Source organism: Arcticibacter tournemirensis (assembly GCF_006716645.1).
Lineage (GTDB): Bacteria > Bacteroidota > Bacteroidia > Sphingobacteriales > Sphingobacteriaceae > Arcticibacter > Arcticibacter tournemirensis.
The window spans coordinates 1,742,804-1,758,065 of sequence record NZ_VFPL01000001.1; the positions used below are offsets into that span (position 1 = coordinate 1,742,804).

Below are 15,262 nucleotides of genomic sequence, written 5' to 3' on the forward strand. Positions count from 1 at the left end.
CATTTCAAACCGGCAAGCCCTCTTTCGTATTTTTAATAAAATGCCGCAAGAGGGCTTTGGTTATAGCAAATGACGATTTTCGTTTATTCAAGAGACTTATTCCACTTAGTTATGAAGAGACAACTTAATTATAGCTTGTTGATATTCCTCCTGCTTTTTGCAGGATGTAAAAAAGGGAATGATAAGGATGACAATGGATCAGGAACGGCAACGATAGCCTTAAATTTGCCTGATGCCATCTTTACCGATCTAACAAAGGTATCTGTAGGGCAGGCCTCCCCTGTAATTATGGACAGGCTTATCGCCCTGATAGACGCCACTCCTGCCAATGCCACAATTCATTTGTCAATTTTTGGTTTCGACCATAGTGGCGTAATTAACGCACTAAAGAAAGCGAGTGAGCGAGGTGTTATTCTGCACATCATGATCGATATGAGTGTTGAGGATACTAAAGCTCAAAATCCCCCGACTATTAGTACGATCAGAGGATTTATCAAAGCTGGTTCTGAAGTGGTCGTAGTAACAAATGACGTAAATACCTCGTCAATCAATCACAATAAATTTGTTCTGTTCTCTGAGCTAAACACTGATAAGGGTAAGGTTTCAAACGTTGTTTTCCAAACTTCCCACAATTTTACTGTTGACGATTCTAAAAAAATACAGGATGCAGTAACTATGAGCCATGAAGGCCTCTACAATGCGTATGTGACCTACTGGAACGATATCAAGGCTAAAGCTTCAAGCGGCATGAAGGATTTCTATTACAAGGAATACGTTAATGATGCCGATGGAATTACGGCATTTTTCTTTCCTAAACGTCGTAATGGAATATCATATGGAGATGATACTATTATCGAAATTCTAAACAATATTACCGAGCCTTCTACAGCTACTGTTCGGGTAGGAATGTCGGATTGGGTGGTATCACGTATTAATGTGGCTAATAAGCTTAGCGAATTGGTGACTGCAGGTGCTAAAGTGGAAGTAGTTGTAAAGAATAAGATAGATGATGAGGTGCAGGCTGTTTTGAGGGATATGCAAAGCAGAGGTGCCTTCGTAAAAATATATGATATTTCAAGAACGAATATCCACTCGAAGTTTCTGCTGATAGAAGGCAAATACAAGGGGCAGCAGTGTACCATTGTTGCTACCGGAAGTCATAACTATACTACAAATGCCTTGCGTAACAATAACGAAACTTTACTGATGCTAAAGAATAGCAGCTTATATGCTAAATATATCAGCTACTACAACGAGATGAAAAAACTTCCTGGTATTAACTAATAAAAGTGCTGAATAATAAATGAACAGAAGATCGTTTATAAAAAAATCCGGCTTATTTGCCGGTACTCTTTTTATAAGTTTAAAATCCTATCCGTTTGACAGGAGAGAAAAGAAAATAACCGGAAGGGTTCACAGCCTAAAGAATGGACTGCAAGGTGTGGTTGTATCCGACGGATATAGCGTTGTAGTAACAGACAAGAACGGCTATTACAGCATCGAACCAAATGAAAATGCCAGATTCCTTTGGGTTAGTACACCGGCAGGTTATGAGTTCAATACCGAGAGCAACCTTGCGAGACATTACGAAGGTATTGGTAGCAGAAATCAGTATGACTTTCAGCTGAAGCCTTTGAACGTGGATGACAGCCGCCATAATTTTATTATATGGGCCGACCCCCAGGTAAAGGATAAATCGGATGTTGTCCAGATGATGGAAACGGCAGTGCCTGACGTGAAGAAACTTGTCGGAGGTATGGGCGGAACTCTGGTTCATGGAATAGGCGTAGGCGATCTGGTTTGGGATAACCATACCTTGTTCGCTGATTATGAAAAGGCTGTTGCCGACATGGGGGTCCCATTCTTTCAGGCTCTTGGAAATCACGATCAGGACTACCGCCGGGGAGGAGACGAAACGTCCGATGTTACTTTCAGTGAACATTTCGGGCCTACATATTACTCATTTAGCCGGGGCAAAGCACATTATGTGGTACTTGACGACGTAAGATATCTGGGAGAGGACAGAAAGTATGATGGGTATGTTAATCAACAGCAACTCGACTGGCTTAAGAAGGATCTTCAGCTCATACCCAGGGATAATCTTGTGATTGTTTGTCTGCATATTCCGGTATATTCACAAGTGAAGAATAATGGAGACCTGTATGCTCTGCTCAGGCCCTTCAAAAATGTGCATATCATGTCGGGTCACACCCACTACAATATCAATAACATCCAAAATGATATTTTTGAGCATAATCATGGTACTGTGTGCGGAGCCTGGTGGACCGGACCGGTCTGTGGTGATGGAACTCCCCGTGGCTATGGCGTCTATGAAGTGAACGGTACTGATCTGAAATGGTATTATAAAGCGACAGGCAGGGAGAAAGAATACCAGCTCAGTGTCGATATTGAAACCCTGAATAATCAGAAACGGTTCATCGCCAATGTCTGGAACTGGGATCCCCAATGGAAAGTGGAGTGGTGGGCCGATGATAAATATATGGGAGAGCCTGAGAATATAAAGGGTTTTGATCCTCTTACGATACGACTATATAAAGGAGATAATTTACCAGCCAAACGGCCCTTCGCAGAGCCTCATAAAACCGATCATCTGTTTGTCGGCCACTTTGCACCTTCTGTAAAAAAGGTGAAGGTCGTTGCAACGGATCGCTTTGGTCAGAAGTTTACGGCTGAATTAAATGGATAAATTAACAAATGTTAGAATGAGAAATAAAAGATTCGGTTTTTTGACGAAACTTAAGGGTATTACTTTTGTAGTAGCGGCCTCTTTGGCAAGCTGCAGTACAATGAAAAATACCAGCCAAACGGATGCTTCGTTTCCTGCCTTAAGCCTTGAGGCTCATCGTGGAGGGAGAGGCTTAATGCCTGAGAATACTATCATCGCTATGATCAATGCGATGAAGATTGAGGGTATTACAACACTGGAGATGGATACTCATATAACAAAGGATCATGAGGTGGTAGTTACGCACGACGATTACCTGAGCCCGGCGTTTATGCTAACGCCGGAAGGGAAGGAAATTCCGAGCTCTGACGCGAAAAAATATCCAATATATGGTCTTTCGTATGCTGAGCTGAGCAAGTTTGACATTGGTACAAAGTACTATAGCGCTTTTCCTCAACAGAGAAAAATTAAAACTTATATTCCTCGCCTGGAAGATTTGATCGACTCGGTTCAGGCGTATATCAAAGCGAACAACAAGAAGCAATATTTCTACAATATCGAGACTAAATGCAGTGAAAAGGGCGATAATATTCTGCATCCGGAACCCGGCAGGTTTGTTGAGTTGTTAATGAACGTGATTGAAAAGAAAAAAATAACTCCTTATGTTGTGATCCAGTCATTCGACAAACGAACGATTCAGATCATTCATAAGAAATATCCACAGGTAAAAACGTCTTATCTTGTGAATAATAAGAAAAGCTACGAAGAGAATATCGCGGACCTGGGCTTTAAGCCTTTTATTCTAAGTCCTGATTTTAAGATGGTTGATGCTGATCTGGTACAGAAGGCCCATCGCGATGGCGTGAAGATAGTGCCATGGACAGCAAACTCAAGTGAAGAGATTAATCGTCTTAAAGGGTTGAAGGTTGACGGTATCATTTCCGATTATCCTGATCTCCTGGTGAAGTAGGAGTGTCCATTTCTTGATGTAGTTTACACAGTGTTGTCAATCTAAATTTATAAAGATGAAATATTTATTAAGAAGAGCGCTTTTTCTATTGCTGGCGACTCTAATTTTAGGTTCTGCCCGCCTGTCGGCACAGGAAGCAAAATGGGATAGCACCTACAGGCCTGGGAAATATGTCGCAAAAGTTACGGCTTTCAAGTCTGAGCCGAAGTCAAAGAAAGATATAATATTTTTAGGGAACAGTATAACCGCAGGAACCGACTGGTCTAAACTACTAGACCTTCCGGCTGCGAAAAATCGAGGAATATCCGGGGATATAACCTTCGGTGTTTTAGAACGCCTGGATGACGTAATTGCCGGGAAACCATCTAAAGTATTTATTCTGATTGGCATTAATGATATTTCAAGAAATATCCCTGACAGTATTATTCTCCGGAATTACCGGTCGATTATTAGCCGCATAGAAAAGGGCTCGAAGAAAACGAAGATTTATTTCTATACGCTTTTACCGGTAAACAGCTCATTTAACAAGTTTAAAAATCATTATGGTAAAGACGAGCATATTCTGTGGCTTAATGAGGAGATAAAGAAACTTGCGGACAAGAAGGTTACGGTTATTGATCTCTATCCCCATTTTTTGGACGATAACAAACACTTGAAAGCTGAGTATACTAAAGATGGCCTACATCTCAATGAGGCTGGCTACAAGGTGTGGGCTGACCTTCTGAAGAATGGAGGGTATTTAAAGTAGGGATGAAAAAAGAACTTTTTTTAATTACTTTCCTAGCTATCTTCATATCCTCTTATTCGGGTTACACACAGGAAGCTGGTTCCAGCCTTAATAAAAGTGCTGTTAGAAGCCTGATAAAAAGAATACTACCCTCTCACTCGCACTTTTTCGATGTAGCTTTTATTCCTCAGGAAAACGGAAAGGATGTTTTTCAGATTGAAACAAAAAATGGGCAGATACTATTGAGCGGACCGAATGGGGTTTCGGTAGCTAGCGCGCTGAATTATTACCTGAAGAACTTTGCAGGTTGCGATATTGGCTGGAACGGAACAAATTTGAATCTCCCTCCAAAGCTGCCTTTGCCGAAGGAGAAGATTCACAAGCAGACTCCATATACATATCGGTATAATTTAAACTATTGTACTTTTAATTATACCATGAGCTGGTGGGATTGGGACCGTTGGGAATGGGAAATTGACTGGATGGCCCTCAATGGGATTAATATGCCGCTTGCTCTTACGGGGCAAAATTCAATCTGGGATCGCGTTTATAAAAGCCTGGGTTTTACAGACAAAGATCTTGCCGGATTCTTCAGCGGGCCAGCTTATTTTAACTGGTTCTGGATGGGGAATCTGGATGGATGGGGCGGCCCGCTTCCGCAAAGTTTTATGGAAATGCATGAAGCGTTGCAGAAGAGGATCCTTTCACGGGAAAGAGAGCTGGGAATGACTCCAGTTCTGCCGGCCTTTACAGGTCATGTCCCTCCTTCGTTTAAAGATAGATATCCGCAGGCCAAGCTAAAGAAGACCTCATGGCAGGGATTCCCTGATGTGTATATCCTGGATCCTGATGATCCAATGTTCCTGGCGATAGGTAAAAAATTCATTGGGGAAGAAATAAAAACATTTGGTACGGATCATTTGTATTCTGCCGATACTTTCAATGAAAATACCCCTCCAACGAATGATTCGACATATTTAAACGATATCAGTCGAAAAGTTTACCAGTCTATGGCCGAAGCTGATAGTAAGGCTACATGGATAATGCAAGGGTGGATGTTTTCTTATTCAGCAAAGTTCTGGCAGCCTACGCAGATCAAAGCCCTGTTGAATGGAATTCCCAATGATAGAATGATCATCCTGGACTTATATAGTGAAAGTAAGCCAGTGTGGAACCGGACAGAAGCTTACTACGGCAAGCCCTGGATATGGTGTATGCTCCACAACTTTGGTGGCAATATCAGTATGTATGGCCGTATGAACAATGTAGCTAATGATCCGGCCAACGCTCTTCACGATCCAAAGTCAGGTAACCTTGTAGGGATTGGTCTCACTCCGGAAGCTATAGAGCAGAATCCCGTGATGTACGAACTCATGCTTGAGCATGTTTGGAGGGATAAACCGATAGATCTGGCGACGTGGCTACCAGACTATTCCAGTCGCCGGTATGGCAAGAGGAATCAGAATGCAATAAAGGCATGGGAAGTATTAAGGAATACAGTATACAATGGAGCCATTACTTCGGGTGGCCCGGAATCGATTATAACAGGAAGACCTACATTTAATAAAACTACACGCTGGACAAATACGAAAAAGGCCTATCATCCGAAAGATCTGCTGCCTGCCTGGAATTTGTTAATCACCGCATCGCCAGACTTGAAGAACAGCGACGGCTTTCAGTATGACCTGGTAGACCTGACCAGGCAAGTACTGGTAAACTATGCAGATACATTACAGCAGCGATTCGCCAAAGCTTACAAAGCAAAAGATGTGGCTAACTTCAAAAAGTACAGCAATGAGTTTTTAATGGTTATTGACGATGTGGATAAGCTGCTTTCTTCCAGAAAAGATTTTTTATTGGGCAGGTGGTTGAATGCAGCCCGAAAATGGGGGACTAGTGCTGAAGAGAAACGGCTTTATGAGATGAATGCCAGAAATCAAATAACTCTCTGGGGCGATGAGAACAGCGTTTTGAACGACTATGCCTGTAAACAATGGGCAGGACTACTTCATGATTTTTATAAACCACGCTGGAAGCAGTTCTTTGAATACGTTATCCCGCTTATGGAAAATGACAAGGAGGTGAACCTGAAAGTATTTGAAAGTAAAATTAAAAGTTGGGAATGGAGCTGGGTACAGAAAACAAACTCATACAATGACATGCCGTCGGGCGATCCAGTTGGTTTCTCAAAGCAAATGTACCGGAAGTATGAAAAGTTGATAAAACAGGCTGATAAGGATTAAAAAAATGTTTGCGGCTACTGTAGTTTAGCCGCAAACATAAATTTATTCTGCGATAGTAACTTTGATTCCGCTTTCTTCGAGAACAGATTTCATAGAGCCCGAAATTCCGCTGTCGGTTATAATATGCTGGATCTTATCAAGGCTGCAAATTTTCCCGAGGCCCCGTTTTCCGAACTTCGAACTGTCGGCCAGCACCACAGTTACCTGTGCTGCATCCATCATTTTTTGATTCAGGCGGGCTTCCATCAAACTGGTTGTTGTAAGTCCGGTTTCAGGGTCGATGCCATCAACCCCAAGGAACAGCACTCCGCAGGTAACATCCTTTAATAATTCTTCGGCATAAGGCCCAGCCACCGATGACGAATTTTGCCGCAGTTGTCCGCCTAATTGTAACACTTCGACGTTTGGCCGATGAGATAATTCAAGAGCAACATTCAGGGCTGAGGTAATAACAGTAAGGTGGCTTAACGGATTTATGCACCGCGCAAGTGCAAGAACAGTTGTGCCTGAAGCAATAATGATCGAGTCGTTCTGGCCGATCATTTTGGCGGCTTCTTTTGCTATTCTCTGTTTTTCTTCCCTGTATAACTGTTCTTTCTCGTTTACAGGCCTGTCATTAGCATACGGATTTTTGACGGATCCGCCTCCGTGTGTTCTAAAAAGAAGGTTTTTATCTTCCAGTAACTTCAGGTCCTTTCTGATGGTAACATCAGACACGTCCATTTCTGAACTTAATTCCTGAACGCTTACATGTCCGTGTTCTTTAAGTTTTTGCAGAATTAGTTGGTGCCGGTCGGTAATACTTATCATGTATGGATAGATTTAGTGCTTTTATGGGTATTGTCAATAATAAACCAAAAGTATAGAATAAATTCTTAAACCTAAAATTACAATTTCGCTCCGATTATACATCATTATTTTATTGTTATTTTTCCTAATTTATAATAGCTTTTTCCTTGCGGGTGGTATCAATTTAATGTATAAACCGATCATTTTACGAACATCTCTTTTGTTTGGGTTTTGTTTCCTTTCTAAACCGCCATATCTTAACAAAACAAGAAATAAGAAATTTCGACATATTATTTTTTATTTTTCTTTTATTTCGTTTTGTTATTTTTTACTTTTGGATATCTTTAAGTAGGATAACAGTAAAACCAATATAAAATGAAAAATATTAAGCGAAGCGAAATCATAAAAGGGATCTCAAATCCCGCTGACGTCTGGGATGTGATTGTAGTTGGAGGCGGGGCGACGGGATTAGGGGCTGCTTTAGATGCTGCAGCCCGGGGATTCAAAACAGTTTTATTTGAGCAGGCTGATTTTGCAAAAGGAACATCAAGCAGAAGTACGAAACTTGTCCATGGAGGCGTGCGATATCTGGCACAGGGTGACGTGGGACTGGTTAGAGAGGCATTGTATGAACGGGGTCTTCTTCTCCGTAATGCAGCACACCTGGTAAAAAACGAATCCTTTATTATTCCAAACTACGAATGGTGGGGTGGTGCTTTTTACACAATCGGATTAACCATGTACGATTTGCTTGCGGGTAAACTGAGCCTTGGACGTTCTAAACATATTTCAAAGAAGGAGGTTATCCGGCGGATTCCTACAATCAGGCAGAAAGGGCTATACGGTGGCGTTGTTTACCACGACGGGCAGTTTGACGATTCGCGGCTTGCAGTAAATCTGGCTCAGACATGTCTTGAAAAGGGCGCTACCATTTTAAATTATTTCTGTGTTAAGAGCTTGCTGAAGCAGAATGGTAAAACAGCAGGAGTAATTGTGAATGATGAAGAAACAGGCAAAGTTTATAATATTAAAGGGAAGACTGTAATAAATGCTACCGGAGTTTTTGTTGACGACCTGTTAAGAATGGATGAGCCCGCGCGCAAGCCGCTGGTGAGACCAAGCCAGGGTGTCCATATTATTCTCGATAAGTCATTTATGAACGGTGACGACGCCCTTATGATTCCGAAAACAGATGACGGCCGCGTTCTTTTTGCTGTGCCATGGCATGACAAACTGGTTGTAGGAACAACTGATACGCCACTGAATGAACATAGTATGGAGCCTAAGGCCCTGGAAGAAGAAATTGAGTTTATTCTCAATACAGCGTCAAGATATCTGTCGAAGGCGCCTTCGCGGAAGGATGTTTTAAGTGTTTTTGCAGGTCTTCGTCCCCTGGCCGCACCCCAGGGTGATTCTGCTAAGACGAAAGAAATTTCGCGCAGTCACAAGATCATCGTATCAGATTCGGGACTTATTACAATAACTGGAGGGAAATGGACTACATTCAGAAGAATGGGCGAGGATACCATCGACAAAGCAATAAAGGTGGGTAATTTAAAGGCATTGCCTTGTAAAACAAAGGACCTACCTGTGCACGGGAGCAGGAAGACTGTCGATTTTACCGACCATCTGTATGTATATGGAACCGACCAGCAAGATCTGATGAAACTGGCTAAAGAGAACCCCGAATGGCAGGAAAGGCTTCATTCTGATTTGCCTTTTACCAAAGTTGAGGTGGTATGGGCCGTTAGACACGAGATGGCCAGAACCGTAGAAGATGTATTAGCGAGACGGGTAAGAGCTTTGTTTCTTGATGCTCAGGCAGCAATAGATATGGCACCCACGGTAGCAGCTTTACTCGCCGGCGAACTAGATAAAGATGCTGATTGGGAAAGAGAACAGGTCGACGCCTTTATTGATATCGCCAAAGGCTATTTATTAAAACCCTATAGAAAACCCGAAAGACTTGAAGTTTAAATGATTTGAAAAAAGGCACAGGGGCTCTGAGCCCTCAGAGCGCTGTGTCTTCTTTATTATTATTGTAGGTTTTCAGGGCGGGTACACCGTCCCAGCAATTCCGATTTGCTAATAATATGCCCTTCCATAGCTTTTTCAACGTCCACTCTTTCGGAGGCCGCAGGCAAATCAAGCATACAGTCGAGCGCATAGAGCCTGAACCAGTAATGATGCGTTCCCTGGAAATATCTTGGGCATGGACCTTCATAACCGAAAGTATGGTTGTTGGCTAAGCCTTCTATACCACCCAGAGGTATAGTGCCTTCATCAACCATTATACTTGACGGGGGGATATTAAATACCATCCAGTGTGTCCAGGCTTTTGGTGTTGCATCAACATCTTCAAAGATCAATACAAGACTTTCGGTGTTCTGGGGTAAGTCCTGAAATACCAAAGGGGGACTGGTGTTTAATCCAAGACAGGTATACGGCAGCGGAACTTCTTCACCGTGTTCAAAAACAGTCTTTATTCTCATTCGCATTATTTGTTTTTCGGTTCAAGAACAAGCCCTGCAAATAAAAGTTTAAGCGAAAGAATAATTATTGCTGATAAATATTAGGGACGCTTATTTCCATAAGTCGTTCCGGATGTGCCAATCCCGAAAAATCAAACTTTCTATATAGTCCATGGGCATCAGCAGTGCCCAGCATCCATCGTCTCAAACCCTGAAGAGCCGGATATTCCCTTATAAAAGCAAGCAGCTGTTTTGACAATCCCTTTTTACGGTATTCAGGTAAAACAAAAACATCAGCGAGGTAAGCAAAAGTGGCACAATCCGTAATAACCCTTGCAAAACCAACCTGCCTGCTTTCTGAATAAACACCAAAGCACAACGAGTTTTCAATCGAACGTTCAACTGTTTCAAGAGGGATGTTTTTTGCCCAATAAGATTGCTCACTAAGGTATCGATGGATCATAGGAATATCCAGCATAGATTTGTCGGCAGAAATAGCTATACTCATACTATCAGTTGTAGTTTGTTGTGAACGGAGGAATTAATTCCTCATGTTGATGTACTGCAAAGGCTGTCCAAAATCTTCAGACCGCAGGAGTGAGATAACAGACTGAAGATCATCGATCTTCTTCCCCTGCACGCGGACTTGTTCATCCATAATCGATGCCTGAACCTTCAAGCCGCTGTCTTTGATTTTCTTTATGATCTTTTTGGATGTTTCTTTGTCTATACCTTCCTTGATCTTGATTTCTTTACGCAGCATATTTCCCGATGCGTATTGTTCTTTACCCATGTCGAGCGCATTGGGGTCAAGGTGTTGCTTTACCATCCTCGAAATAATGGAATCTTGTATCGCTTTCAGTCGCATATCGTTTTCAGTAACGATAGTGATCTCGTTGGTTTTTTTATCAAGCTCAACGCTGCTTTTTGAGTCGTTGAAGTCGTACCGGTTCAATATCTCTTTTTTTGCGTTGTTAATAGCGTTGTCAAGAGTTTGTCCGTCTATTTTGCTTACTATATCGAATGAAGGCATGCCTTTAATGTTGTTGAAAGAATGTTGGTTCGAAGGTAAAAATTTAACTTTAAAATTATTATACATTTAGCCTAACCGAAATGTATTGTTTAACAATTTATGAATTTATCGGTTTAGTATGAAGATGAAGAAAAGGAAATAATACCAGTATTTAATATTAAGTTAACAATAAATCAGCAGCTTTGCAATTGACGGTATTGAACCGGCTGCGTAAATATACTAATGTCGAAGCAAAAGAGACCGCTTATTAATCGGGAAATCAGTTGGTTGTATTTCAATGAAAGGGTGTTGCAGGAGGCGGCTGATAAGAGTGTGCCTTTGATTGAGAGATTGCGCTTTTTGTCCATTTTCTCTTCTAACCTTGATGAATTTTACCGTGTCAGAGTTCCTACTTTAAGCAGACTGGCGGATATCAATGCAAAGGCAAAAGAGCAGTTAGGATACAATCCCAAAAAGATATTAAAAGAGATAAAGGAGATTGTCGTAAAACAGGAACGTAAATTTGACGATCTGTATGAGAACGACATCATTAAGGAGCTTGCCGAAGAAAAGATTTTTATCATTAACGAACACCAGCTGAATGTTGCGAGAGGAGAATTTCTAAGGAAATACTTCAGGGAAAAGCTCCTTTCAACGTTGGTTCCCCTGATGTTAAGCGACGATAAACCTTTCCCCGAACTGAAAGACCGCGCGATTTACTTTTTCGTACGTCTTCGTAAGGAAGGAAAGGAAGAGAAAGCAAAGTACAGTTTGGTAGAGATTCCTGTTGAAAGCCTTGAGCGGTTCATCGTGCTCCCCGAAACCAACAATCTCCGCTTTGTTATCCTGCTCGACGACATTATCAGGTACTGTTTGAATGAGATATACTTTATTTTCGATTATCCTACTGTAGAAGCATACTCAATACAGCTCACCAGGGATGCTGAACTTGAAATCGACAGAACTGTAAGCGAAAAATTTATCGATACTTTAACCAAGAGCCTTCAGAAACGGAAAAAGGGAAAGCCGATGAGGTTGCTCTATGATAATAGTATACCCCACGAGATGTTGAAATATCTCGTTGATAAGCTTCATCTGGATGCTGACAGCCTGATCCCTGGAAACAGATACCATAATTTTAAAGATTTTATCGCTTTCCCTAATATCGGAAGAAAGGAGCTTGAGTATACAAAACCTGCCCCCCTCGAAGTGCCCGATCTCGATCTAAGTAAAAGTATCTTTAATCAGATTTCAGGCCGCGACTACCTGATAAATTTGCCATACCAGTCGTTTGATTATATAATCCATTTCTTAAGGGAGGCAGCCATTGATCCAAAAGTTACAGAAATCCATATTACACTGTATCGGCTTGCGGAGAATTCAAGAGTGATCAATGCCCTGATTAATGCGGCCCGGAATGGTAAGAAAGTGAACTGCCTTATAGAGCTGAAGGCGCGTTTTGATGAACAAAATAATATTTACTGGACTAACCGGCTCGAAGAAGAAGGTGTTTTCGTGAATTATGGTTTACTCGATTATAAAGTTCACTCCAAGATCTGTTTGATCACACGTATTGAAAAACGCAGGTCTGTTTACTATGCGAATCTGGCAACAGGCAATTTTAATGAAAAGTCGGCAAAGCTGTATTGTGATCACAGCCTGTTTACCACTCACCAGGGGATTGCAAAAGAGCTCAAAAAGTTATTCAGGGGACTTGAAAAGAAGGTTTTTTACAATGATTACAAATATTTGATTGTTTCGCCTCTTGAAACGAGGAGGAAGATATACGCGCTGATCGACAATGAAATCCGTAACCAGAAAGACGGCAAGCCGGCAGGAATGATTTTAAAGATGAACAGCCTTGCAGATGAAGAAATGATTGAAAAAATCTATGAAGCTGGGGCTGCCGGGGTGAAAGTGCAAATGATCATCAGGGGAATGTGCTGTTTGATACCCGGCGTACCGGGCCTTAGTGAAAATATTAAAGTGATCAGCATTATCGATAAGTATCTTGAACATGCCCGGGTATGGATTTTTACCAATGGCGGTGATGAGAAAGTATTTTTATCATCGGCGGATTTTCTGACGAGGAACCTGGATCGCCGTGTTGAAGTAAGCTTTCCTGTTCTGGATCCCCGTGTAAAGGAGGAGATTCGCGACATCATTTCTATCCAGTTGAAGGATAATACAAAAGCACGTGAGATAAACAGGCAGAATAATAACCGCTACAGAAAACCGGGAAGAGGAAAAAGATATAGGGCACAGAATGACATTTATATATACCTTAAAAATAAAAGACAATAATTGAGATACGGAGCTATAGATATCGGATCAAACGCCGTGCGTTTGCTGATAGCAGACATTATTCAAAAAGGGAAAGACACGGGATTTAAAAAAAATACACTCATCCGGGTTCCGTTGCGACTTGGTGATGACGCCTTTCTGGATAAAAAAATATCTCCGGCAAAGGCCAGGGATCTTATTAAAACGATGACCGCATTCAGGCAGCTGATGGATGTGTATAAAGTGGAAGACTATATGGCTTGTGCCACTTCTGCCATGCGTGAAGCGCGGAACGGAGCCGACATTGTATCCATGGTGAAGAGTGAGGCGGGCATAGAGCTTGAAATCGTTGAAGGGCAGAAGGAGGCAAATATTATCTATTCGACCCACATCGCAGAAAACCTTGATCTGAATAAAAACTACCTCTACATAGATGTAGGCGGGGGTAGTACAGAGCTGTCGGTATTTTCGGGAGGCAGAATAGCGTTCGCTCGTTCATTTCCGATCGGTACTGTGCGGATGCTTGATAACGCCGATGCCCCCGAGACCTGGGAGGAAATGAAGCAATGGATCAAGGAAAATACGCGCAAGTATAAGAACCTCTCCGGAATAGGTACTGGCGGGAATATCAACAAACTTTTCAGAATATCCGAAGAGAAAGACGGCAAGCCTCTCAGTATTAATAAACTCAATGATATTTATCTGCATCTGAGGTCACACTCTTTAAAGGAAAGAATAAGCGTACTTGGTTTGAATCAGGACCGGGCTGACGTTATTATTCCAGCCTGCGAAATTTACCTGACTGTAATGAAATGGGCGTCGGTAAGACATATGTACGTTCCCCGGGTTGGATTGGTAGATGGCATCATTCAAACACTGATAGATAAAAACATAAAAAGCTAAACATCCTGCTTATTCGTCATTTAAAGGCTTCCTGCAAAGCAGTGAAGCCTTTTTACCTATAAGAAACGCTTGTTTCTACCTTAAATCACATTTTTCGCCTGTCTATAAAAAACTGTTCTTGTAAGAAAGTGTTAATCATAAGTATCCTTGAAAAACTCATGCTACAACAACAGTCTATAACTGGCGGTAATACACGCCTGAAAATTATTACATGGCACATACATGGTAGTTATCTTTACTATCTGTCGCAAGGTAATTATGATTTATATATACCTGTAAAGGATGATAGGTCAGAAGGCTATTACGGGCGCGGAGAAACTTTCCTTTCGGCCCAAATGTCCATGTCGTTCCCGCTGATAAAGTCAGGGAGCTGGATTTTGATTGTATCCTTTTTCAGTCAGCCAGGAATTATCTGACCGATCAGTTCGAGATATTAAGTGCTGAACAAAGAGAATTGCCCAAAATTTATCTTGAGCATGATCCTCCACGTCAAACACCTACCGACACAAAGCACATAGTTGACGATCCCGAAGTGCTGCTTGTTCATGTTACCCATTTCAATCAGCTGATGTGGGATAATAACCGCTGCCCTACTCATGTAATAGATCACGGAGTTTTAGTTCCCCAGGTAGAATACTCCGGGGAGCTCGACCGCGGCATTGTTGTGATCAATAATATTCAAAAAAGGGGCAGACGCCTCGGATTGGATGTGTTTCTTGAACTCAGGAAACATGTTCCGCTTGACCTCATAGGTATGGGGTCGGAGGAACTCGGACTTGGTGAAGTGAAACATGGAGACTTGCCGGCATTTATAAGCAAGTACCGCTTTTTCTTTAATCCTATCAGGTACACAAGTCTCGGACTATCCATTCTCGAAACGATGATGATTGGGATACCTGTTGTTGGCCTGGCAACTACAGAGCTGGTTACCGTAATTCAGAACGGAGTATCAGGTTACATACACACAGATACTAATTACCTCGCCGAAAGGATGACGGAACTGATAAGAGATCCTGAGATGGCCACAAAACTAGGCAGGGAGGGACAAAAAGTAGTTCAGGAACGATTTAATATAAACCGTTTCGCAAGGGACTGGGAGAGTACTTTCAACATTGTGATAAAAGAAGCACGCTCTAAGAAAAGCGCTATCAGACTTGGGGCAAACGTATAGAGTAACA

Annotated in this window: 14 protein-coding genes; 10 read left to right on the forward strand and 4 right to left on the reverse strand. The window is 41.9% G+C overall.

What is annotated here, in order from left to right:
- The first annotated feature begins 111 nt into the window (after positions 1–111).
- Genes BDE36_RS07420 through BDE36_RS07440 form a run of 5 tightly spaced genes read left to right on the forward strand, consistent with a single transcriptional unit; the run spans position 112 to position 6,626 of the window.
- Entirely contained in the window at positions 112–1,284 is a 1,173-nt protein-coding gene (locus BDE36_RS07420; RefSeq protein WP_161987572.1) for a phospholipase D-like domain-containing protein, read from the forward strand.
- Positions 1,285–1,303: 19 nt separating this feature from the next.
- On the forward strand, positions 1,304–2,707 hold the full coding sequence (locus BDE36_RS07425; RefSeq protein ID WP_141814364.1) for a calcineurin-like phosphoesterase C-terminal domain-containing protein: 1,404 nt from the start codon (positions 1,304–1,306) through the stop codon (positions 2,705–2,707).
- A 16-nt stretch (positions 2,708–2,723) separates the two neighbouring features.
- Positions 2,724–3,656, forward strand: a complete 933-nt coding sequence (locus tag BDE36_RS07430) for a glycerophosphodiester phosphodiesterase family protein (RefSeq protein ID WP_235904257.1) — start codon at positions 2,724–2,726, stop codon at positions 3,654–3,656.
- 55 nt (positions 3,657–3,711) lie between these two features.
- The gene (locus BDE36_RS07435; RefSeq protein ID WP_141814365.1) at positions 3,712–4,404 is read left to right on the forward strand and encodes a GDSL-type esterase/lipase family protein; all 693 of its coding nucleotides are present in this window, start codon (positions 3,712–3,714) and stop codon (positions 4,402–4,404) included.
- Positions 4,405–4,406: 2 nt separating this feature from the next.
- Positions 4,407–6,626 carry an alpha-N-acetylglucosaminidase gene (locus BDE36_RS07440; RefSeq protein WP_141814366.1) on the forward strand — a complete coding sequence of 740 codons (2,220 nt, stop codon included), beginning with the start codon at positions 4,407–4,409 and terminating at the stop codon, positions 6,624–6,626.
- A gap of 42 nt (positions 6,627–6,668) precedes the next feature.
- On the opposite strand, the gene BDE36_RS07445 is transcribed toward BDE36_RS07440, so the two are convergent.
- Entirely contained in the window at positions 6,669–7,436 is a 768-nt protein-coding gene (locus BDE36_RS07445) for a DeoR/GlpR family DNA-binding transcription regulator (protein ID WP_202616895.1), read from the reverse strand.
- 354 nt (positions 7,437–7,790) lie between these two features.
- Here BDE36_RS07445 and BDE36_RS07450 point away from each other — a divergent pair, with 354 nt between their 5' ends.
- The gene (locus BDE36_RS07450) at positions 7,791–9,392 is read left to right on the forward strand and encodes a glycerol-3-phosphate dehydrogenase/oxidase (RefSeq protein WP_141814367.1); all 1,602 of its coding nucleotides are present in this window, start codon (positions 7,791–7,793) and stop codon (positions 9,390–9,392) included.
- A 59-nt stretch (positions 9,393–9,451) separates the two neighbouring features.
- On the opposite strand, the gene BDE36_RS07455 is transcribed toward BDE36_RS07450, so the two are convergent.
- The 3 genes from BDE36_RS07455 to BDE36_RS07465 all read right to left on the reverse strand — a co-directional run bounded on the left by BDE36_RS07455 (position 9,452) and on the right by BDE36_RS07465 (position 10,919).
- Positions 9,452–9,907 (reverse strand): YbhB/YbcL family Raf kinase inhibitor-like protein, encoded by a 456-nt coding sequence (locus BDE36_RS07455; protein ID WP_128769513.1) that lies wholly within the window; start codon positions 9,905–9,907, stop codon positions 9,452–9,454.
- Positions 9,908–9,971: 64 nt separating this feature from the next.
- Complete coding sequence (locus BDE36_RS07460) at positions 9,972–10,394, reverse strand: GNAT family N-acetyltransferase (RefSeq protein WP_128769512.1); 423 nt, start codon at positions 10,392–10,394, stop codon at positions 9,972–9,974.
- A gap of 33 nt (positions 10,395–10,427) precedes the next feature.
- The gene (locus BDE36_RS07465) at positions 10,428–10,919 is read right to left on the reverse strand and encodes a YajQ family cyclic di-GMP-binding protein (protein WP_128769511.1); all 492 of its coding nucleotides are present in this window, start codon (positions 10,917–10,919) and stop codon (positions 10,428–10,430) included.
- Positions 10,920–11,141: 222 nt separating this feature from the next.
- On the opposite strand from BDE36_RS07465, the gene ppk1 reads away from it, so the two are divergent.
- From ppk1 to BDE36_RS07480, 4 genes are all read left to right on the forward strand, one after another.
- A complete protein-coding gene (gene ppk1 / locus BDE36_RS07470) occupies positions 11,142–13,202 on the forward strand; it encodes a polyphosphate kinase 1 (protein ID WP_141814368.1) in 2,061 nt (686 codons plus the stop codon).
- Entirely contained in the window at positions 13,203–14,084 is an 882-nt protein-coding gene (locus BDE36_RS07475; protein ID WP_128769509.1) for a Ppx/GppA phosphatase family protein, read from the forward strand.
- A gap of 158 nt (positions 14,085–14,242) precedes the next feature.
- Complete coding sequence (locus BDE36_RS24125; protein ID WP_235904258.1) at positions 14,243–14,500, forward strand: hypothetical protein; 258 nt, start codon at positions 14,243–14,245, stop codon at positions 14,498–14,500.
- A 38-nt stretch (positions 14,501–14,538) separates the two neighbouring features.
- Entirely contained in the window at positions 14,539–15,255 is a 717-nt protein-coding gene (locus BDE36_RS07480; RefSeq protein WP_235904259.1) for a glycosyltransferase, read from the forward strand.
- The last annotated feature ends 7 nt before the right edge of the window (positions 15,256–15,262 follow it).

Coding starts and splice junctions, on each gene's coding strand:
- BDE36_RS07420 (WP_161987572.1), top strand. CDS start 112: ATGAAGAGACAACTTAATTATAGCTTGTTGATATTCCTCCTGCTTTTT.
- BDE36_RS07435 (WP_141814365.1), top strand. CDS start 3,712: ATGAAATATTTATTAAGAAGAGCGCTTTTTCTATTGCTGGCGACTCTA.
- BDE36_RS07445 (WP_202616895.1), bottom strand. CDS start 7,436: ATGATAAGTATTACCGACCGGCACCAACTAATTCTGCAAAAACTTAAA.
- BDE36_RS07425 (WP_141814364.1), top strand. CDS start 1,304: ATGAACAGAAGATCGTTTATAAAAAAATCCGGCTTATTTGCCGGTACT.
- BDE36_RS07460 (WP_128769512.1), bottom strand. CDS start 10,394: ATGAGTATAGCTATTTCTGCCGACAAATCTATGCTGGATATTCCTATG.
- BDE36_RS07455 (WP_128769513.1), bottom strand. CDS start 9,907: ATGAGAATAAAGACTGTTTTTGAACACGGTGAAGAAGTTCCGCTGCCG.
- BDE36_RS07465 (WP_128769511.1), bottom strand. CDS start 10,919: ATGCCTTCATTCGATATAGTAAGCAAAATAGACGGACAAACTCTTGAC.
- BDE36_RS24125 (WP_235904258.1), top strand. CDS start 14,243: ATGCTACAACAACAGTCTATAACTGGCGGTAATACACGCCTGAAAATT.
- BDE36_RS07440 (WP_141814366.1), top strand. CDS start 4,407: ATGAAAAAAGAACTTTTTTTAATTACTTTCCTAGCTATCTTCATATCC.
- BDE36_RS07430 (WP_235904257.1), top strand. CDS start 2,724: ATGAGAAATAAAAGATTCGGTTTTTTGACGAAACTTAAGGGTATTACT.
- ppk1 (WP_141814368.1), top strand. CDS start 11,142: ATGTCGAAGCAAAAGAGACCGCTTATTAATCGGGAAATCAGTTGGTTG.
- BDE36_RS07450 (WP_141814367.1), top strand. CDS start 7,791: ATGAAAAATATTAAGCGAAGCGAAATCATAAAAGGGATCTCAAATCCC.